The organism is Parerythrobacter aurantius (assembly GCF_045291475.1).
GTDB classification, from domain to species: Bacteria; Pseudomonadota; Alphaproteobacteria; order Sphingomonadales; family Sphingomonadaceae; genus Parerythrobacter; species Parerythrobacter aurantius.
The window spans coordinates 1,355,893-1,379,354 of sequence record NZ_CP147985.1; the positions used below are offsets into that span (position 1 = coordinate 1,355,893).

23 protein-coding genes and 1 tRNA gene are annotated in these 23,462 nt (G+C 65.6%); 16 read left to right on the forward strand and 8 right to left on the reverse strand.

All coding sequences use genetic code 11. From position 1 onward, the window contains the following. Positions 1 to 21 precede the first annotated feature (21 nt). Positions 22 to 1,239, forward strand: coding sequence for a carboxylate--amine ligase (locus WAB17_RS06705; RefSeq protein WP_435419236.1), 1,218 nt, complete (start codon positions 22 to 24; stop codon positions 1,237 to 1,239). Here the strand turns inward: WAB17_RS06705 and WAB17_RS06710 are convergent. Both WAB17_RS06710 and WAB17_RS06715 read right to left on the reverse strand, forming a co-directional pair. Further along, entirely contained in the window at positions 1,196 to 1,756 is a 561-nt protein-coding gene (locus WAB17_RS06710) for a phosphotyrosine protein phosphatase (RefSeq protein ID WP_435419237.1), read from the reverse strand. The genes WAB17_RS06705 and WAB17_RS06710 overlap by 44 nt on opposite strands. Then, complete coding sequence (locus WAB17_RS06715) at positions 1,756 to 2,736, reverse strand: polysaccharide deacetylase family protein (protein ID WP_435419238.1); 981 nt, start codon at positions 2,734 to 2,736, stop codon at positions 1,756 to 1,758. Before WAB17_RS06715 ends, WAB17_RS06710 begins: the two co-directional genes overlap by 1 nt. Positions 2,737 to 2,825: 89 nt before the next feature. Here WAB17_RS06715 and WAB17_RS06720 point away from each other — a divergent pair, with 89 nt between their 5' ends. Together WAB17_RS06720 and WAB17_RS06725 are read left to right on the forward strand one after the other, a co-directional pair. Beyond that, on the forward strand, positions 2,826 to 3,386 hold the full coding sequence (locus tag WAB17_RS06720; RefSeq protein ID WP_435419239.1) for a PH domain-containing protein: 561 nt from the start codon (positions 2,826 to 2,828) through the stop codon (positions 3,384 to 3,386). Between the two features lie 17 nt (positions 3,387 to 3,403). After that, the gene (locus WAB17_RS06725; RefSeq protein WP_435419240.1) at positions 3,404 to 4,942 is read left to right on the forward strand and encodes a PH domain-containing protein; all 1,539 of its coding nucleotides are present in this window, start codon (positions 3,404 to 3,406) and stop codon (positions 4,940 to 4,942) included. Here WAB17_RS06725 and WAB17_RS06730 read toward each other — a convergent pair whose 3' ends face one another. Continuing rightward, positions 4,943 to 5,263, reverse strand: a complete 321-nt coding sequence (locus WAB17_RS06730; RefSeq protein WP_435419241.1) for a GNAT family N-acetyltransferase — start codon at positions 5,261 to 5,263, stop codon at positions 4,943 to 4,945. It abuts the gene before it with no gap. 49 nt (positions 5,264 to 5,312) lie between these two features. On the opposite strand from WAB17_RS06730, the gene WAB17_RS06735 reads away from it, so the two are divergent. After that, positions 5,313 to 6,308: a threonine aldolase family protein gene (locus WAB17_RS06735; protein ID WP_435419242.1), complete on the forward strand. Its 996-nt coding sequence runs from the start codon at positions 5,313 to 5,315 to the stop codon at positions 6,306 to 6,308. Then, positions 6,305 to 7,258, forward strand: a complete 954-nt coding sequence (locus WAB17_RS06740; RefSeq protein ID WP_435419243.1) for a DMT family transporter — start codon at positions 6,305 to 6,307, stop codon at positions 7,256 to 7,258. The genes WAB17_RS06735 and WAB17_RS06740 overlap by 4 nt, the downstream gene beginning before the upstream one ends. On the opposite strand, the gene WAB17_RS06745 is transcribed toward WAB17_RS06740, so the two are convergent. After that, positions 7,255 to 8,031, reverse strand: a complete 777-nt coding sequence (locus WAB17_RS06745; protein ID WP_435419244.1) for an SDR family NAD(P)-dependent oxidoreductase — start codon at positions 8,029 to 8,031, stop codon at positions 7,255 to 7,257. The genes WAB17_RS06740 and WAB17_RS06745 overlap by 4 nt on opposite strands. 64 nt (positions 8,032 to 8,095) lie before the next feature. Between WAB17_RS06745 and pepN the strand changes: the two genes are divergently transcribed. The 6 genes from pepN (at position 8,096) to WAB17_RS06775 (ending at position 15,082) form a co-directional block, all read left to right on the forward strand. Further along, complete coding sequence (gene pepN / locus WAB17_RS06750) at positions 8,096 to 10,726, forward strand: aminopeptidase N (RefSeq protein WP_435419245.1); 2,631 nt, start codon at positions 8,096 to 8,098, stop codon at positions 10,724 to 10,726. Further along, a complete protein-coding gene (pgeF, locus tag WAB17_RS06755) occupies positions 10,719 to 11,477 on the forward strand; it encodes a peptidoglycan editing factor PgeF (protein WP_435419246.1) in 759 nt (252 codons plus the stop codon). Before pepN ends, pgeF begins: the two co-directional genes overlap by 8 nt. 215 nt (positions 11,478 to 11,692) lie before the next feature. Further along, positions 11,693 to 12,271: a ubiquinol-cytochrome c reductase iron-sulfur subunit gene (gene petA / locus WAB17_RS06760; RefSeq protein ID WP_435419247.1), complete on the forward strand. Its 579-nt coding sequence runs from the start codon at positions 11,693 to 11,695 to the stop codon at positions 12,269 to 12,271. A gap of 20 nt (positions 12,272 to 12,291) precedes the next feature. After that, positions 12,292 to 13,584: a cytochrome b gene (locus WAB17_RS06765; protein WP_435419248.1), complete on the forward strand. Its 1,293-nt coding sequence runs from the start codon at positions 12,292 to 12,294 to the stop codon at positions 13,582 to 13,584. A gap of 22 nt (positions 13,585 to 13,606) precedes the next feature. After that, positions 13,607 to 14,461: a cytochrome c1 gene (locus WAB17_RS06770; protein ID WP_435419249.1), complete on the forward strand. Its 855-nt coding sequence runs from the start codon at positions 13,607 to 13,609 to the stop codon at positions 14,459 to 14,461. 84 nt (positions 14,462 to 14,545) lie between these two features. Next, entirely contained in the window at positions 14,546 to 15,082 is a 537-nt protein-coding gene (locus WAB17_RS06775) for an adenine phosphoribosyltransferase (protein ID WP_435419250.1), read from the forward strand. Between the two features lie 19 nt (positions 15,083 to 15,101). On the opposite strand, the gene WAB17_RS06780 is transcribed toward WAB17_RS06775, so the two are convergent. The 3 genes from WAB17_RS06780 to cysD are packed head-to-tail and all read right to left on the reverse strand — an operon-like array spanning position 15,102 to position 18,663. Beyond that, a complete protein-coding gene (locus WAB17_RS06780) occupies positions 15,102 to 15,839 on the reverse strand; it encodes a 3'(2'),5'-bisphosphate nucleotidase CysQ (protein WP_435419251.1) in 738 nt (245 codons plus the stop codon). Beyond that, positions 15,836 to 17,749 (reverse strand): sulfate adenylyltransferase subunit CysN, encoded by a 1,914-nt coding sequence (gene cysN / locus WAB17_RS06785; protein WP_435419252.1) that lies wholly within the window; start codon positions 17,747 to 17,749, stop codon positions 15,836 to 15,838. The genes WAB17_RS06780 and cysN overlap by 4 nt, the downstream gene beginning before the upstream one ends. After that, a complete protein-coding gene (cysD, locus tag WAB17_RS06790) occupies positions 17,749 to 18,663 on the reverse strand; it encodes a sulfate adenylyltransferase subunit CysD (protein ID WP_435419352.1) in 915 nt (304 codons plus the stop codon). The genes cysN and cysD overlap by 1 nt, the downstream gene beginning before the upstream one ends. A 149-nt stretch (positions 18,664 to 18,812) precedes the next feature. Here cysD and WAB17_RS06795 point away from each other — a divergent pair. Further along, positions 18,813 to 18,886, forward strand: a tRNA-Gly gene (locus WAB17_RS06795). Between the two features lie 172 nt (positions 18,887 to 19,058). On the opposite strand, the gene panC is transcribed toward WAB17_RS06795, so the two are convergent. Next, complete coding sequence (panC, locus tag WAB17_RS06800; RefSeq protein WP_435419253.1) at positions 19,059 to 19,913, reverse strand: pantoate--beta-alanine ligase; 855 nt, start codon at positions 19,911 to 19,913, stop codon at positions 19,059 to 19,061. Positions 19,914 to 19,997: 84 nt separating this feature from the next. Here panC and WAB17_RS06805 point away from each other — a divergent pair, with 84 nt between their 5' ends. From WAB17_RS06805 to WAB17_RS06820, 4 genes are read left to right on the forward strand one after another with little or no spacing between them, the layout of a single operon-like run. Next, a complete protein-coding gene (locus tag WAB17_RS06805) occupies positions 19,998 to 20,810 on the forward strand; it encodes a division plane positioning ATPase MipZ (RefSeq protein ID WP_435419254.1) in 813 nt (270 codons plus the stop codon). A 7-nt stretch (positions 20,811 to 20,817) separates the two neighbouring features. Further along, complete coding sequence (locus WAB17_RS06810) at positions 20,818 to 21,117, forward strand: molecular chaperone DnaJ (protein ID WP_435419255.1); 300 nt, start codon at positions 20,818 to 20,820, stop codon at positions 21,115 to 21,117. Beyond that, on the forward strand, positions 21,114 to 22,517 hold the full coding sequence (gene pgmG, locus WAB17_RS06815; protein WP_435419256.1) for a phosphoglucomutase/phosphomannomutase PgmG: 1,404 nt from the start codon (positions 21,114 to 21,116) through the stop codon (positions 22,515 to 22,517). Before WAB17_RS06810 ends, pgmG begins: the two co-directional genes overlap by 4 nt. Positions 22,518 to 22,546: 29 nt before the next feature. Further along, complete coding sequence (locus WAB17_RS06820; RefSeq protein WP_435419257.1) at positions 22,547 to 23,434, forward strand: DUF2059 domain-containing protein; 888 nt, start codon at positions 22,547 to 22,549, stop codon at positions 23,432 to 23,434. Positions 23,435 to 23,462: the final 28 nt, after the last annotated feature.

Genomic DNA, 23,462 nt, shown 5'->3' on the forward strand with positions numbered 1-23,462 from the left:
TCCTGCACGCGATGGGCGACTATGATTCCTGCCGATTTCCTTCTCAATGTTGCGGTCATCGGCGCCGACAGCCCGATCGGGCTGACTGTCGTGCGCGAACTCGGCATGCACGGCCTGAATGTGCTGGTTCTGAGCCGCAAGCCGACTTCGCTTGCCCGCTTTTCGCGTTGGGCCAGGACATTCGGATTGTTACGAGGCTCGCTCGCGGAGTCGCTTCCGGCCCTGCTGACGCGGCACCGGATCGGCGCTGTTCTCGCGATTTCCGAAAGCGATCTGGTGCAGCTGGCGGAACTCAAGACATCGCTCCCCGAGCACAATTTGCTGGTCCCCGACAGCGACAAGCTGGCGATCGTGCTCGACAAGGCGCAGACGCTCGAAATTGCCGCCCGCATCGGGATCGACGTGCCGGCCTCGTGGCAGCCGCAAGCGGGCGAGGACTTTGCCGAAAAGGCGCAGGAACTCGCTTTCCCGGTGGCGGTCAAGTGGGCCGACCCGGGCACGGTCCTGCCACTACTGGAGGCACATCGCCTCGCCTTCGAAAAGGTCGAATATGCCGACGATGCGCCGTCGTTGCTGCGCATCCTTGCGCGATACGATGCTCTCGGCCGCTGGCCGCTGGTGCAGTATCGCTGCCCGGGCTACGGGTTCGGCCAGATGCTCAACATGCACCGCGGCAAGGCCACGCTTCGGTTCCAGCACGAACGTCTGCGTGAATACCCGCCCAGCGGCGGCGTTTCGTCCTTCTGCCAGTCGCTGCCCGTGACGGACCACGCCGCCCAGTTCGAACTGTCGGAGCGGCTGTTGCAGGAAATCGGCTGGGAGGGCCCGGCGATGGTCGAATACCGCCACGACCCGCAGACGGGCAAATACTGGCTGATGGAGGTCAACGGGCGGTTCTGGGGCAGCCTGCCGCTCGCCCATCATTGCGGGGTCCATTTCGCATGGGAAAGCTACCGCTGCCAAATGCTCGACCAGGAAGCCGCGCCGCAGGTCCGCTATCCCGGTCGCCGGGCGCGGTTCCTGATCCCCGATGCCAAGCATGCACTGGCGGTCATGACCACACCGGAATGGTCGATCCGCCGTCGCCTTGGAACCCTCGCATCTTTCGTAGCCGGCTTTTTCGATCCGCGTGTCAGATATTACGTAGGCAGCCTGCGCGATCCGCGCCCGCTGCTGGTCGACCTCTGGCTCGGCCTCACGAAGTTCCGGCGGCGGGAAACGACCGGCAGAGGAGCCTGACCGCATCCTCGATCCTGCCGAGGCAGGTAGGCAGGTATTCCTCCGCGAGCATGTAGGGATCGTGCAAGTGCGGCACCGGAACTGGCAAGTAACTGCCTAGCAGCACGCGGGGGAAGGCCCCCAGCACCGGGTCTGCCGCAAGCCGGTGAAGGTGGCGCACCTCCATCGCGACGAGCAAGTCCCCTTCGGCGGCACGAAAATCGGCAAGAGCGGTCGACCGGTGCGCCGAAAGATCGTGCCCCATGGCCGCCGCCTGCGCCGCAACAGGGGGATGGGCCGGCTTGCCGCTGGCGGTCGAAAGGCCGAAGGATGCCGTACGATATCCCGCTTGCCGGGCTATTTCCTCGCCGAAGGGGCTGCGGCAGATATTGCCGTGGCAGACGAACACCAGCCGCCGCACGGCGACGGGTTCGGGCGCCCGCACAGCGGCGATACCTGCGGCGACCTGGATATAACTGAGCGCCAGCCGCAATCCGCCGCGCCAGGTTCCAAAGGATCGCGAGGCGATGCCGGCCATCAGCCGTACAGGTAATTCGCCAGCGCCTGCTCGCCCATCCGCCACGCGGTCCGGGGCAGGCTGTGCGGCAGGGGAGCGAGAGGCCGGACTTCATCCTGTGTCCGGCGCAGGAGCATGTCCGGATCGAGATCGCCGAAGGGCAGGGTGGAACATCGCGCCGCGTCTCCCAGCCATTCGCAAAACCGCTCGAACCGGCGCTGCACGATGCGGTTGGCGAGTTGTCGCCGTCGGTTGACCAGCTCGAAGCTGTGCGAGACGATCACGAAGGCGGGCCAGTCTGCCTCGCGGGCATGGCGGACACCGGCGGCAAGTTCGCTGTGCGACAGGGCGGTGATCTGGGCGTGGCGCGCTCCGCCTCGCGGGCCGCCGATGAGGCCGATGGGAATTTCGAGGGTGCCGTGATGGATGACGGGCGCGATGTCCTCGCTGCCAAGCGAAATGCGGCAGGCCGAGGAAGGAATGCCAGGTGCATGGCTGGTGTCGTAACGGATGCCGAGCTGCGCCAGCGCTCTCAGTGTTGCATCGTCCGCGCCGTAATTTCCGGCCCTGAACGCCGCAGGCATGGGCGCACCTGCGGCCATGAGCTGTCCAGCCGCGTAATCGAGCAGCGACAGCTGGTCCTCGTAGCCGAAATCCGCGAGGGTCTGCCCTGTCTTGCCCGGCCATGGTTTGTCGGGTGCCAGGGCCAGCCATTCGGTGTGGAGGTGCAGCTGCACATCGTGCCCGCGCTCCAGGATCGGCTTCACGATGCGTTCGATGGGGCCGATCCCCCAGACGAGCGATGGCATGGGATCGACGAAGAAGGTCGCTGTCAGGCCGTGCCGGTCGAACACGTCCATCTGGTAATGGATACCTGCCGGTCCGTCCGCCGTGTCGCAGCCGACGCAGCGGCGGTAGCTTTCCTCGGGATCGCGGGCGATCCCGGCGGCGAACAGGCCGGCCGAATACTCGGTGTCGATGGTCAGCAGCACGGGCAGCATGAGGGCGATCCTACCGGTTTCGCCTTAAGGTTCGGTAACGTGGCATGGCACCGCTTGAAAACCGGACTGTCTTAGACCATTGATACACCATGACTGACGGGGAAGACGGGGGCGCGCTTGCCGCGCCCGGGACGCTTGAAAATGTGGTTGCGCGGTCGCCGGCGATCGTGCCCGAGACGTTCGAGGATATCGACGGAACGCTGACCCGGGTCCACCGCGATTACGAGAAGGTGGTCAGGATCAGGGGCGCGGGCTTCGCCCTCGTCGGCGCGATTGCCACGGTCGCCGGTGACGCGGCCTTGCCCTTCGTGCCGGGCGCGATAGCGGTGCCGGTGCTCGTGCTGCTGGCAGTCCTGTTGTGGCAAATGCCGCATCGCCGCTTCATCGCGCGCGGCTATTCGTTCGATCAGGACCGGTTGCGGGTGGTGCGAGGGCTGCTGTTCCGGTCGGACACGGTGGTTCCTTTCGGACGGGTCCAGCACATCGACGTCGATCGCGGGCCGCTGGAACGCTATTTCGATCTCGCCACCATCACGCTGCACACGGCCGGCACCCATAATGCCTCTGTCAGCCTGCCCGGCCTTGCGCACGACACAGCTCTAACCATGCGCGAGGAGATTCGCGCCCGCATCAGGCGCGAAGCGCAGTGAACGGTGAGGCGACAGCCTTGCGGGAAACCGTCGGTGCGGAAGCGCGCCGGACCCATCCGCTCAGCTTCGCGGTCAAGGGCCTGCAGGCCCTGCCACAGCTCGCCGTGCCGCTGGCCTTCGGGGGATACAGCATCATCGACAGCGAGCTTTCGGGGCTTGCCGGCAGCCTCGCGTTCGGCGCGCTTCTGGTCATCGCCGTGCTGTTCCTGCCATCGTGGCTACAATGGCGCCGCTTCACCTACAGCGTGGGGGCAAACGACATCCGGGTCGAGAGCGGCGTCCTGTCGCGCGCGGCGCGCTCGGTCCCCTACGAACGCATCCAGGATGTCAGCCTCGAACAGAAATTCGTGCCGAGGCTGCTGGGGCTGGTGCAGGTCAGGTTCGAGACCGGGGCGGGCGGCAAGGACGAACTGGCGCTGTCGTGGCTGTCGCAGTCCGAAGGCGAAACGCTGCGCGAACTGGTGCGCGAGCGGCGCGAGGGCAACGCCGCCGTCGAGACGCCAAGCGATGCAGCCCCGGTCCGCGAGGAGACCGAGCTGCTCTTCGCCATGGGCCCGCCGCGCCTGCTGAAATTCGGTGTGTTCGAGTTTTCTCTTGCCGTCTTCGCCGTGCTTGGCGGCCTCGCGCAATATGCCGAGATGTTCTGGAACGTCGAGGTTTGGGATCCCGATCTCTACATGGACTGGATTGCCGGTCCCGGGCACTGGTTGCTCGAACTCGGCCTGCTCGCCCAGGTGCTCGGCGTGCTGGCCGGCCTTGCCGCGCTGCTCGCCATCGGGCTGGTCACCGGTGTGGTGCGAACCGTGCTGCGCGACTGGGGTTTCCGGCTGGAAAGGACAGCCAAGGGATTCCGCCGGCGGCGCGGCCTCCTGACCCGGACCGACGTGGTGATGCCAGTGCACCGCGTGCAGGCGCTGGAGATCGTTACCGGGATCGTGCGTCGCCGTTGGGGCTGGTCGGGCCTCAAGTTCGTCAGCCTGGCCAAGGACGCTGGTTCTGCAAGCCATGTCGTGGCGCCTTTCGCACAGGACGAGGAACTTGTGCCCATCATCCGCGCGGCGGGCTTTCGTCCGGCTGGCCGGGACGTCGCCTGGCAGCGGCGCACGCAGGCCTATCGCAATGTCAGCATGCTGATCGACGGCGGGGTGCTGACGCTGCTGTCGGCGGCGCTGCTGCTCCTGTCGCAGGGGCTGGAGATCGAGGGGCTGGCCGACCGGTGGTACATGGCGCTGATCCCGGCCGCCTTCGGCGCAGGGCTGGTCTTGCGGCAGTATTTTCTCTGGCGACGCGACCGGTATGCCATCGACGAGGTGCAGGTCTATCGGCGGCACGGATGGCTATCGCCCGCTTTGCGCATTGCCAGCCGTACGAAGCTGCAGTCGGTCGAGATCAGGCAGGGGCCGCTGGCACGCAGGATGGGCTATGCCTCGCTTCATCTCGGGCTGGCGGGGGGAACCTTCTCTCTCGAAGGCATCCCCGTCGCCGGGGCGCGCGAATTGCGGCGCGCCGTGCTCGAATCGATTTCCGAACAGGATTTTTCGCAGCTGGACGGATAATCACACACGGCCGCGCAGAGTTGCCCATTCCGGATGCCGATCGAACATCCGGGCGACATAGGAACACTGAGGAACGATCACGAAGCCCTGCGTCCGGGCATCGGCAACAAGCCGCTCGACCAATTGCCGTGCGATGCCGCGCCCGCCGATCTCGCGCGGCACGATCGTGTGGGTGGCAATCCGCACATCGCCGGCAGGTCGATCGGCCGGTTCCCATTCGAGCGTACCGGTGAAACGGCTGCCTTCGATCTCGGCGACATATTTGCCGCCTTGGCCTTGGGCGTGGTGGCGGATGGTTACTTCGGCACGGGCTTCGCTCACGGTCATGCTCCTTCTTGCCATCAACGCTGGCCGCGCTAGGGGCGTTCCGATGCGCTTTCTCTCCGACAATGCGGCCACAGTCCACCCTCGCGTGTGGGACGCGCTGCGCGCCGCCGACGCGGTCGACACACCCTACGACGGCGACGCGCTGTCGCGGCGGCTCGACGAGGCATTCGGTGCGCTGTTCGGGCGCGAGGTGGCGGTGCTCTGGGTGGCGACGGGCACGGCCGCCAACTGCCTCGCGCTCGCGGCGATGGTGCAGCCGCACGGCGGGGTCGTGTGCCACCGCGAGGCGCATATCGAGATGGACGAGGCGGGCGCGCCCGGCTTCTACTTGCACGGGGCCAAACTGATGCTGGCCGAGGGGGAGGGCGCGAAGCTGACTCCCGCAGACATTGCCGCCGTGATCGACCCGATCCGCGACGATGTCCACCAGGTCCAGCCGCATGCGATCTCGGTCACGCAGGCGAGCGAATACGGCCGCGCCTACCGGCCGGAGGAACTTGCCGCAATTGGCGCTTTGGCGAAGGCGCGCGGGCTCGGGTTCCATGTAGACGGGGCGCGCTTCGCCAATGCCGTTGCCTTTCTCGGCTGCTCGCCTGACGAAGCGGTCGGACCGGCGCAGGCGCTCAGCTTCGGCTGTGTCAAGAACGGCGGGATGAGCGCGGAGGCGATCGTCTTCTTCGATCCCGCGCTGGCCGATGTCGTGCGCTATCGCCGCAAGCGCGCCGGGCATCTGCAGAGCAAGGGCCGCTTCATGGCCGCGCAATTGCTGGCGATGCTCGAAGGCGACCTGTGGCTGGAGAATGCGAGGCTGGCCAATGCGGCCGCGCAGGCCATCGTCGCGGAGGCGGGCGAGCGGCTGATGCACCCGGTCGAGGCTAACGAGGTCTTCATGCGGCTGACCCCGGCGGAGCGCGAGACTCTTCGCATTCAGGGCTTCGAGTTCTACGACTGGGGCGTGGACGCGGCCCGCTTCGTGGCCGCATGGGACAGCGATCCGGAGGCGACCCGCACGCTCGGCAAGGCCATCGCCGGACTGTGAACCACGATACGCCTTCGATGCTGCACCCGCGGGTGCTGGTACCCTTCATGCTGACCGGCATCATCTGGGGTTCGACCTGGTTCGTGATCACCGGGCAGATCGACGGCGTGCCGCCGGCGTGGGGCGTTTTCTATCGCTTCGCGCTGGCGACCCCGGCGATGTTCCTGCTGGCCGTGGCGACGGGCAAGAGCCTGCGGTTGGGCCGGCAAGGCCAGTTGCTGGCCGTGGGCGTCGGCATCGCCCAGTTCTGCGGCAACTTCCTGTTCGTCTATCATGCCGAGCTGCACATAACCTCCGGCATCGTCGCCGTGATGTTCGCGCTGCTGATGGTGCCCAACGCCATCTTCGGGCGGCTGGTGCTGGGCGAGCGGGTGCAGGGCGGCTTCGTGCTGGGCAGCGCGGTTGCCATCGTCGGCGTGGTGCTGCTGCTGGTGCACGAATGGCGCTCGGCCCCGATGGGCGACAATGTCGCGCTCGGCATCGTCCTGACGGTGGGCGGAATCCTCGCGGCCTCGCTCGCCAATGTGGTGCAGGCCAACGATGTCGGGCGCAAGCTTCCGATGGTCAGCCTGCTGGCCTGGGCCATGGTCTATGGCGTGATCGCCGATGCGATCTTCGCTTGGCTCGCCTACGGCCCGCCGCCCTTCCCGCAGGACTGGCATTTCTGGGCCGGGACCGCCTACCTCGCCATCATCGGTTCGGTGGTGACCTTCCCGCTGCACTACAACCTTGTGCGCGAGATTGGGGCTGGCAAGACCGCCTACAACTCGCTCGTCACCGTTTGCGTCGCGATGCTGCTGTCGACCCTGTTCGAAGATTACCGCTGGAGCGGCCTCGCCATCGGCGGGGCGGCGCTGGCGCTGCTCGGCATGGTCATCGCGCTGAGCTCGCGCAAGGCGAAGGGCATCAAGGTCGACCAGGCCAGCAGCTTCCGGCACGACCCCGACTAGAGCATCGACGCAAGCCCGCTGCGATAGTCAGGATACGTCGGTACCCACCCCAGCACCCGTTTCGCTTTGCCGTTGGCGACTCGGCGGTTCTCGGCATAGAAGCCGCGTGCCATGGGGGAGAGGTCGGCTACTGCCATGCTCTGCAACGGCGGCGGGGCCGTTCCCAAAAGGCGGCAGGCTTCCTCGATCACCGCGTTCTGGCTGCACGGCAGGTCGTCGGCGAGGTTGTAGGCACCCGGCGGACCTTTGAGGCCCGCCATAACGCCGGAGACAATATCGTCCACATGCACCCGGCTAAAAACCTGGTCCGGGATGTCGATCCGGTGCGCCTTGCCTTCCCGCACCCGGTCGAGCGCGCTGCGGCCCGGGCCGTAGATGCCCGGCAAGCGGAACACCCGTGCCCCGCGCTCCAGCCAAAGTGCATCGCACTCCGCCCGCGCCGAGCTGCGACCGCCGCCGGTCGGCGTGCCCTCGTCCACCCATGCCCCCTGCGCATCGCCATAGACGCCGGTCGAGGAGAGATAGCCCAGCCAGCCCTGGCCCAGCGCATCGCCATAGGTTTCGAGCACAGGATCGGCCCCGCTCTCGCGTCCGGGCGGAACCGATGACAGCACGTGGCTCGATGCAGCAAGCGCTTCGCGGACCGCTGCGCCATCGGTGAAAGGGATGCTGCCCCGGCTGCCGGTGGAAACGACGCGCCACCCCTCGCGCTCCAGCGCCGCAGCGATGCGCCCGGCCGTGTAGCCCAGCCCAAAGATGAACATTTGTTTCATGCTTGCGTTCTAGCCCCTACATGCCCCTTAGAAACCCCGCAAAAACAGAGTAGGCTCGCGACCCATGGATATCGCCCGCAATCCCGAAATGGCCGACGCCGCCCCCACGCCGCACGAACCGCCGGTGATCCGGCGCGAGGATTACAAGCCTTTCCCCTGGCTGGTGCCGGCGATCACACTCGACTTCGACCTCGGCCTCGAGGCAACCCGCGTGGTCGCAACGCTGACGGCCGCGCGCAACGCCAGGGCCGATGCCTCGCCCACGATCCGCCTCAACGGCGACGGACTCGCGCCGCTGTCGGTCACGGTCGATGGCGAGCCGGTTAACGACTGGTCGATGGACGGCGACGACCTGATCCTGCCGCTGCGGGGCGACGCGCATAAGATCGCAATCGCGACGCAGATCGATCCTGCCGCCAACACCCAGCTGATGGGCCTCTATGCCTCGAACGGCATGCTCTGCACCCAGTGCGAATCGGAGGGCTTCCGCCGGATCACCTTTTTCCCGGATCGGCCCGATGTACTGTCGACCTACACCGTCAGAATGCGCGGGCCCAAGGCGCAATTCCCGATCCTGCTGTGCAACGGCAACAAGGTGGCCGAGGGCGAGGAGGGCGCCGACCACTGGGCCGAATGGCACGATCCCTGGCCCAAGCCGAGCTACCTCTTCGCGCTGGTGGCGGGAGACCTCGTCGCCAATAGCTCCAGCTTCACGACCATGTCGGGCCGCGAGGTGGAGCTCAACGTCTGGGTCCGCGAGGCGGACCTGCCGCGCACCGACCACGCGATGGAATCGCTAAAGAAGTCGATGCGCTGGGACGAAGAGGTGTTCGGCCGCGAATACGACCTCGACCTGTTCAACATCGTCGCGGTCAGCGATTTCAACATGGGGGCGATGGAGAACAAGGGGCTCAACGTCTTCAACACCAAATACGTGCTGGCCGACCCCGACACCGCCACCGACGCCGATTTCGACGCCATCGAGGGCGTGATAGCGCACGAATACTTCCACAACTGGTCGGGCAACCGCATAACCTGCCGCGACTGGTTCCAGCTGAGCCTCAAGGAAGGGTTCACCGTGCTGCGCGACCAGCTGTTCAGCCAGGACATGCAGGGAGAGGCGGTCAAGCGGATCGAGGATGTGCGAATTCTCCGCAGCGCCCAGTTCCCCGAGGATTCGGGGCCGCTGGCGCATCCGATCCGGCCTGACAGCTACCGCGAGATCAGCAATTTCTACACCGCCACGGTCTACAACAAGGGCGCCGAAGTCATCCGCATGATGCGGGTCATGGCGGGGCCAGAGGCTTTCCGCCAGGGCACCGACCTCTATTTCGAGCGCCACGATGGCGAGGCCGCGACCTGCGAGGATTTCGTCAAGGCGATGGAAGACGGGGCGGGGCTGGACCTCGAGAAATTCCGTCTTTGGTATTCGCAGGCCGGGACTCCGAAAGTCGACGTCGCGCTGACGCATGAGGGCGACACCGCGACGCTGACCCTGAAGCAGACCGTCCCGCCGACCCCGGGCCAGCCGGCCAAGCTGCCGATGCCGATCCCGCTCAAGATCGCGCTGTTCGATCGCGAGAGCGGTAGCCATTCCGGCGAGCAGCTGGTCATCCTCGACAGCGCCGAGAAGGTACTCCCGTTCGAGGGTTTCTCGGCCCCGCCGGTGCTGTCGATCAACCGCGGCTTCACCGCCCCCGTCGCAATCGAGCGGCATGTTCCGCGCGAGGACCTCGTCTTCCTCGCCGCGCGCGATGACGACAGCTTCGCCCGCTACGAAGCGATGCAGGAACTGGTCGTCGGCCATCTCGTCGCCGTGCTGGGCGATGGCCTGTCCGAGGCCGAACAGGCGGCTGGGCAGGACGCCATTGCCGAGGCCTTCGGCGCCATCCTGACCGATGCCGCGCTGGACGATTCGATGCGCGGCGAGCTGATGATGCTGCCGAGCCAGACATATCTGATGGAGCAGATGCTGGTCGCCGATCCTGGCCGCATCCACGAGGAGCGAGAGGCGCTGAAGGCCTGGCTGGGTGCCCGCTTCAAGGGTGAACTCGAAGCGCTGCATGACCGCGTTCCGACGGTTCCCTACAGCCTCGACGGTGCCGCCCGCGGCGCGCGCAAGGTCAAGACACAGGCGCTGGTCTATCTCGCGGCGGGCGATCCGGCCGCCACCGTCACGCGTGCCTGGGCCCAGTTCGAAGCGGCGGACAACATGACCGACCGCCAGGGCGCGCTGATGGTGCTTTGCGGGCTCGACGGGATCGAGCGGACCAATGCGCTGATTGCCTTCTACAACCGGTATGAAGGCAATGAGCTGGTGATCGACAAATGGTTCACCTTGCAGGCATTGTCGCTCCACCCCCATGCGCTCGATCATGTGAAGGCTTTGGCGAAGCACCCCGACTTTACCCTGCGCAATCCCAACCGCGTGCGGTCGCTCTATATGGCCTTTGCCGGCAATCCCGGGGCATTCCATGCCGCCGATGGCGAAGGCTACCGGATGGTCGCCGACCTCATACTCGCGCTTGATCCGATCAACCCGCAGACGGCGGCGCGCTTCGCTCCGGCGCTCGGTCGCTGGCGGCGGGTCGAGCCGGGCCGGGCGGCGCTCATGCGCGCCGAGCTGGAGCGGATCGCGCAGGCGCCCAAGCTCTCGCGCGACACGTTCGAGCAGGTCAGCCGCAGCCTTGGCTGACGGGCTCGACATCACGCGATCGGCCCTCCTCGAAGGCGTCCCGCACGGCTTCCTCGGCCGGGCGGGCGGCGTTAGCACGGGCGAGGTCGCCGGCCTGCAGATGGGCTTCGGCGCGGAGGACGATCCGGAGCATGTCGCCGAGAATCGCCGCCGTGCGGTTGGCGCGATCCTGCCCGGCGCGGCGCTGGCGATGCCCTACCAGGTTCATTCGCCCGACGCGGTCGTGGTAGAGAAGGCCTGGAGCCACGAGGACCGTCCGCGCGCCGACGCCGTGGTGACGGATCGTCCCGGCCTGCTGCTCGGCGTGGTCACTGCCGACTGCGCACCGATCCTGCTGACGGACCACGAGGCGGGTGTTGTCGCCGCCGCCCATGCCGGCTGGCGCGGGGCGCAGGGCGGGGTGATCGAGGCCACGGTCGAAGCGATGGAATCGCTCGGTGCCCAGGCTGGCCGAATCGTGGCCGCCGTCGGACCCTGCATCGCGCAGCCGAGCTATGAGGTCGATGCACCCTTCCGCGCGCACTTCACCGAGGGAGAGACAGGCTTCTTCGCGCAAGGGCGCGAGGGGCGATGGCAATTCGACCTCGAAACCTATGTCGCCAGCCGGCTTGCGGCATGCGGCGTTGGCGGTATCGATCGGCTCGGCCTCGACACCTATACGCTCGAAGACCGATATTTTTCCTACCGTCGCGCCACCCATCGGGGCGAGGCTACCTACGGACGACAGGCCTCGTTTATCGGGCGGGCCTAGCGGCCCCTGCGGCAGTTGCACGAATCTGCACATCCCCTGCCCAAAAGGCCATTGGCATAAGCGACCAATCGGGCTAGGAGCGCGCCCAAACAGGCGCAGGCCCCGGCGACGGGGGAATGCGAAGGGGCCGTTTCCCGGACGCTTTCGCACCAGTTCCTGGCAATATTCTGAACTTTGCCGCGCCCGATGGCGCGGTGATTGGCAAGGCAGGAAAGATGGCTGACAATTCGGGCACCGCCGTGGCGGATGTCGTAACCGATCCAAGCGATGGCGGCGTCGACCGCCGCGACTTCATCCACATCGCCGCGATCAGCGCCGCCGGCGTCGGCGGCCTTGCCGTGGTCTATCCGCTGGTCAGCCAGATGGCGCCTTCGGCCGACGTTCTCGCGGAAAGCTCGACCGAACTCGACGTTTCGGCAATCCAGCCCGGACAGGCGATCAAGGCGGTCTTCCGCAAGCAGCCGCTGTTCGTCCGCCGCCTGACCGCGCAGGAAATGCAGGAAGCCAATGCGGTCCCGCTCGGCGAGCTGCGCGATGCGCAGACCCTGGCCGAACGGACCAAGGAAGGTCACAACGACCTGCTCGTCACCATGGGCGTCTGCACCCATCTCGGCTGCGTGCCGCTGGGCGCAGCCGAAGGCGAAAACAAGGGGGAATACGGCGGCTACTTCTGCCCCTGTCACGGTTCGCACTACGATACCGCAGGGCGCATCCGCAAAGGCCCGGCACCGACCAACCTCGACGTGCCGGAATATGAATTCTCGCCCGACGGCGCCAAGATCACCGTCGGCTAGGAAGGACGAAAGACAGAGCCATGAGCTTTCCCTGGGCCAAGCAATACACCCCGACCTCGCCGGCCATGCAGTGGATCGACGAGAAGCTTCCGCTTCCGCGTCTCGTCTACAACGCCGTGGGTGCGGGTTATCCGGTGCCGCGCAACCTCAGCTATTTCTGGAATTTCGGCGTGCTCGCCGGGTTCTGCCTGGTGATGCAGATCATCACCGGCGTGGTGCTGGCGATGCATTATGCCGCCGATGCGACGGTCGCTTTCGGCAAGGTCGAGCACATCATGCGCGACGTCAACTGGGGCTGGATGCTGCGCTACATGCACGCCAACGGCGCCAGCTTCTTCTTCATGGTGCTCTACATCCATATCTTCCGCGGGCTGTTCTACAGCTCGTACAAGGCCCCGCGCGAGATGATCTGGCTGCTCGGCGTGGTCATCTTCCTGCTGACCATGGCCACCGCCTTCATGGGCTATGTCCTGCCTTGGGGGCAGATGAGCTTCTGGGGCGCGAAGGTCATCACCGGCCTGTTCGGCGCCATCCCGCTTGTCGGCGAACCGCTGCAGGTATGGCTGGTCGGCGGCTTCGCGCCGGACGATGCGGCGCTCAACCGCTTCTTCTCGCTGCACTTCCTGCTGCCCTTCGTGATCGCGGGCGTCGTGATCCTGCATATCTGGGCGCTCCACCTGACGGGTTCGTCGAACCCGACGGGCGTCGAGGTGAAGAGCGAGAGCGACACCGTGCCGTTCCATCCGTACTACACGGCGAAGGACGGTTTCGGCCTCGGCGTCTTCCTGCTGATTTTCGCAACCTTCGTGTTCTTCATCCCGAACACGCTGGGTCACCCGGAGAACTACATCGAGGCGAACCCGCTCTCGACACCGGCGCTGATCGTGCCCGAATGGTATTTCTACCCGTTCTACGCGATCCTTCGGGCCTTCACGTTCGACTTCATCTTGCCGGCCAAGCTGTGGGGCGTGCTGGCGATGTTCAGCTCGATCCTGCTGTGGTTCCTGCTGCCCTGGCTCGACCGTTCGCCCGTGCGCAGCGGCCACTATCGCCCGCTGTTCCGCAAGTTCTTCTGGTTCGGCCTGATCCCGTGCATGGCCGTGCTGTTCTACTGCGGCGGCGCGCATGCCGAAGAACCCTATATCATGCTCAGCCAGCTGGCGACGGCGTACTACTTCATCCACTTCCTCGTCATCATCCCGATCGTCTCCTCGATCGAGAAGCCCGAACCGCTGCCCTACTCGATTACCGAAGCGGTTCTCGGGCAGGACAAGGATGCCGTGCTCGGCGAGAACAAAGTGCCTGCGGCCTGAAGCGCATAGGAAAGACCAGACTATGATCCGCCTTTTCTCCATCGCCGCCGGGCTCGTTTTCACGCTCGTCGTGATGACCGCCTTTGCCGTCGGAGCCTACACCTTCGCCACCGAAGAGGTGGAACACGACGCGTCCTATTACTTCTACCAGAAGCCGAAGGCGCCTGCCGGCGGTTTCTCTTTCGAAGGCCCGTTGGGCAAGTGGGACCAGGCGCAGCTGCAGCGCGGCTTCAAGGTATACAACGAGGTCTGCGCGGCCTGCCACAGCCTGAAGTACGTCGCTTTCCGCAATCTGGCGGCGCTCGGCTACAACGAAGGCCAGATCAAGGCCTTTGCCGCTTCCAAGCAGGTCCCCGGCATCGATCCGGTAACCGGCGAGGCAACGACCCGCCCGGGCCTGCCGACCGATCACTTCCCCTCGCCCTATCCTAACGATGTGGCGGCGCGTGCGGCGAACAACAACGCCGTTCCGCCCGACCTCTCGCTGATGACCAAGGCGCGCAAGGACGGCACCAACTACGTCTATTCGCTGCTGACCGGCTATGGCGAACCGTCGGCTGAACTGATGAAGAAGTTCCCCGACTTCGAAACCCCGCCGGGGCTGAGCTACAATCCCTATTTCCCCAACCTCAACCTCGCCATGGCGGCACCGCTGGCCATCGAGGGCCAGGTGACCTACGACGACGGCACCAAGGCGACGGTCGACCAGATGTCGCAGGACGTTGCCGCGTTCCTGACCTGGACTGCGGAACCGACCATGGTGAAGCGCAAGCAGACCGGCTGGGCCGTACTCGGCTTCCTGCTCTTCGCGACTATCCTGGCCTATCTGTCGAAGCAGCAGATTTGGGCCGCGGTGAAACCGAAGAAGGCCAAGTAGGCCCTCATCGGTTTGACCATCCGAGTTCGAAGCGCCCCTCCATCAGCCGATGCGAGGGGCGCTTTCGTTTCCGACGGAGCGAGCATGACCCCCGAAGCGCTGAAATCCCTGATCCGTACCGTGCCGGACTTTCCTGCGCCAGGAATCCAGTTCCGCGACATCACGACGCTGCTAGGCCACGGAGATGGGCTGGCGGCGACCATGCGACACCTCGCCGCAGCGGCCCAGTCGGCCGGGGCGCAGGCGATTGCGGGGATGGAGGCACGCGGTTTCATCTTCGGGACGGGGGTCGCCGTGGAACTTGGCATCGGCTTCGTGCCCGTCCGCAAGCCCGGCAAGCTGCCCGTCGCCACGATCGGGATCGACTATGCGCTGGAATATGGCAGCGACCGGCTGGAGATCGATCCGTCGGCGATAACGGGCGGGCAGCGGGTGGTGATCGTCGATGACCTCATCGCCACGGGCGGCACGGCACTGGCGGCCGCGGAATTGCTTCGCCGGGCGGGGGCGATTGTCGACCAGGCGCTCTTCGTGATCGACCTGCCCGAATTGGGCGGTGCACAGAAGCTGCGGAACGCGGGCATCGCTGTCGAAGCCTTGATGGCCTTCGACGGCCACTGACCTTTGCGCCTTGTCCGGTTCAGCCGGCAAGCGCCTCGAAAACGCTCCGGGTCAATTCGGGACGGCAGATCAGCAGGTCGGGCAGGTAGGTGTCGCTTCGGTTGTAGGCCAAGGGCGCGCCGTCAATGCGCGAACAATGGAGCCCATGCGCCTGTGCCACCGCAACGGGCGCACAATTGTCCCATTCATACTGCCCACCGGAATGGAGGTAGATCTCGGCCTCTCCGCGCACCACCGCCATCGCCTTGGCCCCGGCAGAGCCCATGGCGACCAGCTCGGCACCGATGTTTTTGGCGACGGCCAGTGCCTCGGCCGCTGGGCGCGTGCGGCTGACCAGCATGCGCGGGCGTTCCGGCATCGCCGCCAAGGGCGCGGGATGATCCGAACGCAGCACCACTCCGCCATCGAGACCGGGCAGGGCTACCGCGCCGGTGTGCGCGGCACCTTCTATCGCCAGCCCGACATGGACGGCCCAGTCGCTCCGCCCCTCGCCATATTCGCGGGTGCCGTCGAGCGGATCGATGATCCAGACCCGCCGCTTGCCGAGGCGTTCGGCGGTGTCGCGGCTTTCCTCCGACAGCAGGCCGTCGCCCGGCCGCTCGGCCCGGATGGCCTCGACCAGCAAGCGGTTTGCCGCCGCATCGGCCGCATCGCCGAGCGCCTTGCCTGTCAGGCCCGAGTTCGCCTGCATATCGAGCAGCAGCGCCCCTGCCCTTGCGGCGAGCTCGGCTGCCAGTTCGGCGTCCGTCCTGCTCATTTGAGCGGCATGATCCGGGCGATGATGTAATCGGCTGCCTCGTCCACGGTCATCTCGACGGTGTTGACGCGGATTTCGGGCGCCTCCGGCTCCTCGTAGGGGCTGTCGATGCCGGTGAAGTTCTTGAGCTGCCCTTCGCGTGCCTTCTTGTAGAGGCCCTTCACGTCGCGTTCCTCGGCCACTGCCAGAGGCGTATCGACAAAGATCTCGATGAACTCGCCTTCAGGCAGCATCTCGCGCACCATGCGCCGCTCCGCCCGGAACGGACTGATGAAGGCGGTCAGCACGATCAGTCCGGCATCGACCATCAGCTTGGCCACTTCCCCGATCCGGCGGATATTCTCGATCCGGTCGGTTTCGGTGAAGCCCAGGTCCTTGTTGAGCCCGTGGCGCACGTTGTCTCCGTCGAGCAGGAAGGTGTGCCGGTTCATCAGCGCCAGGCGCGCCTCGACCGCGTTCGCAATGGTCGACTTGCCCGACCCGCTGAGGCCGGTGAACCAAAGCAGGCGTGGCTGCTGATTCTTCATCCCGGCGCGGTCCTCGCGCGTGATGGTGGTCGGCTGCCAGTGGACATTGTCTGCCCGGCGCAGGCTGAAATTGAGCATGCCGGCGGCGACCGTCGCATTGCTCAGCTTGTCGATGAGGATGAAACCGCCCAGCGTGCGGCTGTCGGCATAGGGTTCGAAGACGATTGGCCGGTCAGTGCGCAGTTCGGCAACGCCGATGGCATTGAGCGCCAAGGTCTTCGCCGCCAGCTTTTCCAGCGTGTTGACGTTGAGCTCGTACTTGGGGACCTGCACCGTCGCCGATACCGTCTGCGTCGCCAGCTTGAGCCAGTAGGCGCGCCCGGGCTTCAAGGCCTCTTCGCCCATCCACACCAGCGTCGCCTCGAACTGGTCGGACACCTGCGGCGGGTCGCCGGCCGCCGCAATCACGTCGCCGCGCGAACAGTCGACCTCGTCGGCCAAGGTCAGCGTGACCGATTGACCGGCCACGGCCTGTTCGAACTCGCCCCCGTAGGTCACGATCGATGCGACCGTGCTGGTCTTGCCCGAAGGGACAATGCGTACCGGATCGCCGCGCCGGATCGTCCCTGCACTTATCAGGCCGGCAAAGCCCCTGAAGTCGAGATTGGGCCGGTTGACCCACTGCACCGGCATGCGGAAGGCGGTTTCCTGCTGCGCATCGTTGCCGATCGCGACCGTCTCGAGATACTCGATCAGGCTCGGCCCGGCATACCAGGGCGTGGCGCCGGAAGGCGCGGCCGTGATGTTGTCGCCCCTGAAGCCCGAGATCGGCATCGCGGTGAACCCGGCGATGCCCGCATCCTCGGCAAATGCACGGTAGTCGGCAACGATCCGTTCGAACACGTCCTGGCTGTAGTCCACCAGGTCCATCTTGTTCACGGCCAGCACGAGGTGCCGGATGCCCAGCAGCTTGGCGATGGTGCTGTGGCGCTTGGTCTGGACCAGCACGCCCTTGCGCGCATCGATCAGGATCACGGCCACATCCGCCGTGGACGCTCCGGTGACCATGTTGCGGGTGTATTGTTCGTGACCCGGGCAGTCGGCGACGATGAACTTGCGCTTCTCGGTCGCGAAAAAGCGGTAGGCGACATCGATCGTGATGCCCTGCTCGCGCTCAGCGGCGAGGCCGTCGACGAGCAGGGCGAAATCGATCTCGCCGCCCTGTGTCCCGACCTTCCTGCTGTCGCTTTCGAGCGCGGCCAGTTGGTCCTCGAAAATCATCTTGGAATCGTAGAGCAGCCGCCCGATCAGGGTCGACTTGCCATCGTCGACGCTGCCGCAGGTTATGAACCGGAGCAGCTCCTTGTTCTGGTGGCGGTCGAGATAGGCGTCGATATCCTCGGCAATCAGCGCGTCGGTTTCGTAGGAGGAGGAGCGATCCATCAGAAATAGCCCTCCTGCTTCTTTTTCTCCATCGACCCGTCGCCCGCATCGCGGTCGATCACGCGGCCCTGTCGCTCGCTGGTGGTAGTGAGCAGCATTTCCTGCACGACCTCGGCCAGGGTTGCCGCCTCGCTCTCGACGGCCCCAGAGAGCGGGAAGCATCCGAGTGTGCGGAACCGGACGGAGCGGGTGACGATTTCAGGGCGCTTGCCCATGACCCGTTCCAGCCGCTCGATGTCGTCGGCCATGAACAGCCCGCCTTCGTACTCGTAGGTCGGCCGCGGGGCGGCGAGATAGAGCGGGACGATCTCGATGTTCTCGGCCATGATGTATTGCCAGATGTCGAGCTCGGTCCAGTTGGAGAGAGGAAACACGCGGATGCTCTCGCCCTTGGCCTTGCGGGCATTGTAGAGGTTCCACAGCTCGGGCCGCTGGTTCTTCGGGTCCCAGCCATGGGTGGTGCTGCGGAAGGAAAACACGCGCTCCTTGGCCCGGCTCTTCTCCTCGTCGCGGCGCGCGCCGCCGAAGGCCGCATCGAAGCCGTAATGGTCGAGGGCCTGCTTCAGCCCTTCGGTCTTCCACATGTCGGTGTGCAGCGGGCCGTGGTCGAACGGGTTGACCCCTCGTTCACCTGCTTCGGGGTTCTGCCATACCAGCAGCTCCATCCCGGCATCCGCAGCGCTCTTTTCGCGCAGGGCATACATGTCCCGGAACTTCCAGGTCGTATCGACATGGAGCAGGGGGAAGGGCGGCGGCGCGGGATAGAACGCCTTCTTGGCCAGATGCAGCATAACCGCGCTGTCCTTGCCGATCGAATAGAGCATCACCGGGCGCGCGGCTTCGGCCACCACTTCGCGCATGATGTGAATGCTTTCGGCCTCGAGCCGCTGCAAATGGGTAAGCCGGGTTGCCATCATCGAAGCCTAGCTAACTATTGCATGGTCTTTCACAAACAAAAAACGAGTCTGCAAATGCAAAGCGGCTTATATTGGCATCGCATTGCGATATTGACGAAACCGCTTGATTTGCCGAAAGGGAAGCCGCATCGGCACCTGCCGGGAGCGCGGGTATAGCATAGTGGTAATGCTCTAGCCTTCCAAGCTAGCTAGAGGGGTTCGATTCCCCTTACCCGCTCCAATCCTCCGAAGAGGATTGGATTTCTTGTTTGGCCTCAAGCGCCGGCGTTCGCATCCGCTCACTCGGCTTTCCTCGCAGTCGCGATCTGACGACCACTTCGCTGCGAGCACTTCACTGCGGGCACTTCGCTGCGGGCGCGCGGTCGCGCTTGCGACCTGCGCTCGTATGTGGCTCAGCCCACCGCCATATTGTCGATCAACCGGGTTCCACCGATACGCGCAGCGACCAGGAGGCGCGAAGGGGCGTGGCCCAAAACCTCGATCCGCTCCAAGGTGACCGGGTCGGCCAGCGCGGCGTAATCGACACTGTCGAAACCGGCCTGCAGCAGCGCGCCTTCGAACGAAGCCAGGGTCGGCGCGACTGCGCCGCCGTTCTCGATCGCGCCGACCGCCTCGCGCATCGCCCGCGGCAGGACCGCGGCGGCGGCGCGGTTCGCGGCCGAAAGGTAGCGGTTGCGGCTCGACATGGCGAGGCCATCCGCCTCGCGAACCGTCGGCACACCGTGGATGGCGGCGACATGCGGTTGGGTCAGGTCGAGATCGCGCGCCATGGCGCGGATCACCGCCAGCTGCTGGAAATCCTTCTCGCCGAAGAATGCCATGTCGGGCAGGACGTGATGGAAAAGCTTGCACACCACGGTCGCCACACCGTCGAAATGCCCCGGCCGCGCCGCGCCGCAGAAATCGTCGCTGACACCCTTGACGGAGATGCTGGTCGCAAAGCCCTGCGGATAGACTTCGCCGACCGTTGGAGCCCATAGCACGGCAACGCCTTCGGCCTCCAGCATGGCGCTGTCTTCGGCCATTTGCCGCGGATAGGCGTCGAGATCCTCGTTGGGACCGAACTGGGTCGGGTTGACGAAGATCGAGACGACGACGTGATCGGCGTGCCTGCGGGCCTCGCGCACCAGGGTCAGGTGCCCTTCGTGCAGTGCACCCATGGTCGGCACCAATGCGATCGTTCGGCCACCTTCCCTGAGCATGGAGACGGCGTTTCTCAACACATCCAGCCGATCAATGGTTTGCACGGCCTGCGGCCCTCCCGTATGTTTCGCGCCAGAAACTGACGGCTCGCCCTAGCGCGACCGGAATGACCCCGAAAGGCCCCTTGCGTGACCACCCACCGCCCGCATCGTATCGTTTTCGCCAACGAGAAGGGCGGAACGGGCAAATCGACCACGGCGGTCCATGTCGCCGTGGCCCTGGCCTACAAGGGCGCGCGGGTGGCGGCGATCGACCTCGATCACCGCCAGCGCACCATGCACCGCTATTTCGAGAACCGGGTCGAGACGGAGGCGCGCCGCAAGGTCTCGCTCTCCGGCGCGCGATGCGAGGTTTTTGCCGACAACAATGTGCAGCGGCTGGAGGCACTGGCGTCCAAGCTCGGCCAGGATGCGGACTTCCTCATTTTCGACACCCCGGGACGCGACGATCCCCTGGCGCGCCACGCCGCGACCGAGGCGGACACGCTGGTGACTCCCTTGAACGACAGTTTCGTCGATTTCGACCTGATCGGCCAGGTCGATGCCGAAACCTTCAAGGTCCGACGGCTCAGCTTCTACGCCGAACTCATCTGGGAAGCGCGGCTGAAGCGCAGCAAGGCGACGGTCGAACAGCAGCGGCGCGAAATGGACTGGGTCGTGGTGCGCAATCGCACCGGTTACACCGAGGCGCGCAACATGCAGCGTATCGAGCGCGCCTTGACCGAACTGTCGAAGCGGGTCGGGTTTCGCGTCACAGCCGGCCTGTCCGAACGCGTGATCTACCGCGAGCTTTTCCCATCCGGCCTGACGCTGCTCGACAAGGGTCACCTGGGCGATCTCGGCACCAGCCACCTCGTCGCGCGGCAGGAACTGCGACAGCTCGTCATGGGGCTCAACCTGCCAATGCCCGCCGACGCCCAGCCGAGCCTCGAGCTCGCCTGACCGATCGATGGTGCGCTTTCTCGTAATCGCCGCACTGCTGTCGCTGTTGTGCCGCTGGGCGCTCGGCAAATGGCCGTGGCAATATCTTGCCAAGGGCCGCTCGACCCGTGCCGATGCGGTGTTTCGCGCAAGACGCTTGCTGGCGGTTCCGCAAAATGCCAGTCGTTCTGACATAATTGCCGCCCACAAGCGGCTCGTCGCCATGGTCCACCCGGATCGCGGCGGCAGCAACGAGCAGGTGCACGAGGCCAATGCCGCGCGCGACCTGCTGCTCGACGAATTGCCGAAAGAGGTTCCCCCGCAATGAAACATGCCTTCCACCCCACGATCCTGCGCGAATACGACATCCGCGGGATCATCGGCGAAACCCTGTCGGCCGACGACGCACGCGCCATCGGCCGCAGCTTCGCCACGCTGTTGCGCCGGGCCGGCGGCCGTACAGTGGCTGTCGGCTATGACGGGCGGGTCAGCTCCCCCATGCTCGAGCACGCTCTTGTCGAAGGGCTGACCGCCAGCGGCTGCGATGTCGTGCGGATCGGCATGGGGCCGACCCCCATGCTCTATTACGCGGCGGCTTCAGCCGAAGAGGTGGACGGCGGCATTCAGATAACCGGCAGCCACAATCCCGCCAATTACAACGGCTTCAAGATGGTATTCCAGGGGCGCCCGTTCTTCGGCGCCGATATCCAGGACCTCGGGCGGCTCGCTGCGGAAGGCGATTGGCTCGACGGCGCCGGCACGGCGCAGTCGCGCGACGTTCAGGGGGATTACGTTGCTCGCCTGCTCGGGGCGCTCGACGGGGTCGATCCCGCTGCACTTTCCAGCCTGCGGATGGCGTGGGATGCCGGCAACGGCGCTGCCGGCCCCGTGCTCGAGCAACTTGCCGCGCGCCTGCCGGGCGAGCACCACCTGATGTTTACGGAAGTCGATGGCCATTTCCCCAATCATCACCCGGATCCTACGGTCGAGGAGAACCTGGCCGACCTGAAGGCTGCCGTCGCACAGAAGAGCCTCGATTTCGGAGTGGCATTCGATGGCGACGGCGACCGGATCGGCGCCATCGACGGGGCGGGCCGCGTGGTTTGGGGTGACCAGTTGCTGATGATCTACGCCGAGGACCTGCTGCGCGATCGGCCCGGCGCGACGATCATCGCCGATGTGAAGGCCAGCCGCGCACTGTTCGATCACGTCGCGGCGCATGGTGGCGAGCCGCTGATGTGGAAGACCGGCCATTCGCTGATTAAATCCAAAATGAAGGAAACTGGCAGCCCGCTGGCCGGCGAAATGAGCGGCCATGTATTCTTCGCCGATACCTACTACGGTTATGACGATGCGCTCTATGCCGCGCTGCGCCTGGTGGCGGCCAGCGTGCGGCTCGGACGTTCGGTGACCGACCTTCGCGGTGCCATGCCGCCGATGGTCAACACGCCGGAACTCCGCTTCCAGGTCGACGAGAGCCGCAAGTTCGCCGTGATCGACGAGGTCAAGGCGCGCCTTGCTGCGGCAGGCGCGGATGTCGATGCGACCGACGGCGTGCGCGTGTCGACGCCGGACGGCTGGTGGCTGCTGCGCGCGTCGAATACGCAGGACGTGCTTGTCGCCCGTGCCGAAGGCGATAGCGATGAAGCGGTCGATCGGCTGCTTGGCCAGATCGACGATCAGCTGGCGCAATCGGGGCTGGAACGCGGCGAACAGGCGGGGCACTAAGTCACCACCATGCTTGGGAGGAAATGATCATGGTTCGCAACACACTGTTGGCGCCACTAGCGCTGCTCGCGACGACAGCGGCTGTGCCGGCACTGGCCCAGCAAGAAACATCGGCGTCGCACCAGCAATCGGCCGAACCGGCCCCGGCAGCGGAAGAGCTCGATCCCTTCGCGATGCTGGGCGGCCTGTTCGCCGTCGAACCGTTGACGGCCGACCAGGAAGCGCGTTTGCCGCAAGCCAATGCGATCATCGCCAAGCTGATCCCCGAAGGCGCCATGGCCGAGATGATGGGGTCGATGTTCGACAAGTTCATCAAGCCATTGGGCGACCTGCCCAAAACCTCGGCAGCCACGCGCGCGGCGCAGGGCATCGGCTATGAGGAAGGCGACCTGGAGCTGACCGAAGAGCAGGCGAAGGAAATCGCCGACATGCTTGATCCTGCCTTCGAAGAGCGCGAGGCGCGCGAAATGGCGCTGATGCCGGAAATGATGGCCACGATGATGAACGCGATGGAACCGCCGATGCGCAAGGCCATGGCGGAACTCTACGCGATCAATTTCACCGCCGCCGAACTTTCCGATATCGACGCCTTCTTCTCCACCCCCAGCGGTGCGACCTACGCCCGCAAGTCCTTCACCATGGCGAGCGACCCGCGCGTCATGGCAGCCACTTTCGAAGCCATGCCGGCGATGATGGGGCCGATTTCGCAGATGGAGGAGAGGGTCAAGGCCGCAACCGCCGACTTGCCGCCGGTCCGCGGATATGCCGAGCTGACCGCTGCGGAACGCGCGCGCATCACCGCCCTGACCGGGCTTACCGCAGCCGAGATCGAAGAGGCCCTGGCCGCCCAGGAAGGCTGGACCGCTGAGGCCGCAACCACGCCCTCTGCCGCGGCAGACGAGGATCACGTCCACTGACGGTTGTGGCATGACGGGCGGGTACGGC

Excerpts from the sequence above, each read along its gene's own strand:
- WAB17_RS06705 (WP_435419236.1), top strand. The coding sequence starts at position 22 with ATGATTCCTGCCGATTTCCTTCTCAATGTTGCGGTCATCGGCGCCGAC.
- WAB17_RS06710 (WP_435419237.1), bottom strand. The coding sequence starts at position 1,756 with ATGGCCGGCATCGCCTCGCGATCCTTTGGAACCTGGCGCGGCGGATTG.
- WAB17_RS06715 (WP_435419238.1), bottom strand. The coding sequence starts at position 2,736 with ATGCTGCCCGTGCTGCTGACCATCGACACCGAGTATTCGGCCGGCCTG.
- WAB17_RS06720 (WP_435419239.1), top strand. The coding sequence starts at position 2,826 with ATGACTGACGGGGAAGACGGGGGCGCGCTTGCCGCGCCCGGGACGCTT.
- WAB17_RS06735 (WP_435419242.1), top strand. The coding sequence starts at position 5,313 with ATGCGCTTTCTCTCCGACAATGCGGCCACAGTCCACCCTCGCGTGTGG.
- WAB17_RS06745 (WP_435419244.1), bottom strand. The coding sequence starts at position 8,031 with ATGAAACAAATGTTCATCTTTGGGCTGGGCTACACGGCCGGGCGCATC.
- pepN (WP_435419245.1), top strand. The coding sequence starts at position 8,096 with ATGGATATCGCCCGCAATCCCGAAATGGCCGACGCCGCCCCCACGCCG.
- petA (WP_435419247.1), top strand. The coding sequence starts at position 11,693 with ATGGCTGACAATTCGGGCACCGCCGTGGCGGATGTCGTAACCGATCCA.
- WAB17_RS06765 (WP_435419248.1), top strand. The coding sequence starts at position 12,292 with ATGAGCTTTCCCTGGGCCAAGCAATACACCCCGACCTCGCCGGCCATG.
- WAB17_RS06770 (WP_435419249.1), top strand. The coding sequence starts at position 13,607 with ATGATCCGCCTTTTCTCCATCGCCGCCGGGCTCGTTTTCACGCTCGTC.
- WAB17_RS06775 (WP_435419250.1), top strand. The coding sequence starts at position 14,546 with ATGACCCCCGAAGCGCTGAAATCCCTGATCCGTACCGTGCCGGACTTT.
- WAB17_RS06780 (WP_435419251.1), bottom strand. The coding sequence starts at position 15,839 with ATGAGCAGGACGGACGCCGAACTGGCAGCCGAGCTCGCCGCAAGGGCA.
- cysN (WP_435419252.1), bottom strand. The coding sequence starts at position 17,749 with ATGGATCGCTCCTCCTCCTACGAAACCGACGCGCTGATTGCCGAGGAT.
- cysD (WP_435419352.1), bottom strand. The coding sequence starts at position 18,663 with ATGGCAACCCGGCTTACCCATTTGCAGCGGCTCGAGGCCGAAAGCATT.
- WAB17_RS06810 (WP_435419255.1), top strand. The coding sequence starts at position 20,818 with ATGGTGCGCTTTCTCGTAATCGCCGCACTGCTGTCGCTGTTGTGCCGC.
- pgmG (WP_435419256.1), top strand. The coding sequence starts at position 21,114 with ATGAAACATGCCTTCCACCCCACGATCCTGCGCGAATACGACATCCGC.
- WAB17_RS06820 (WP_435419257.1), top strand. The coding sequence starts at position 22,547 with ATGGTTCGCAACACACTGTTGGCGCCACTAGCGCTGCTCGCGACGACA.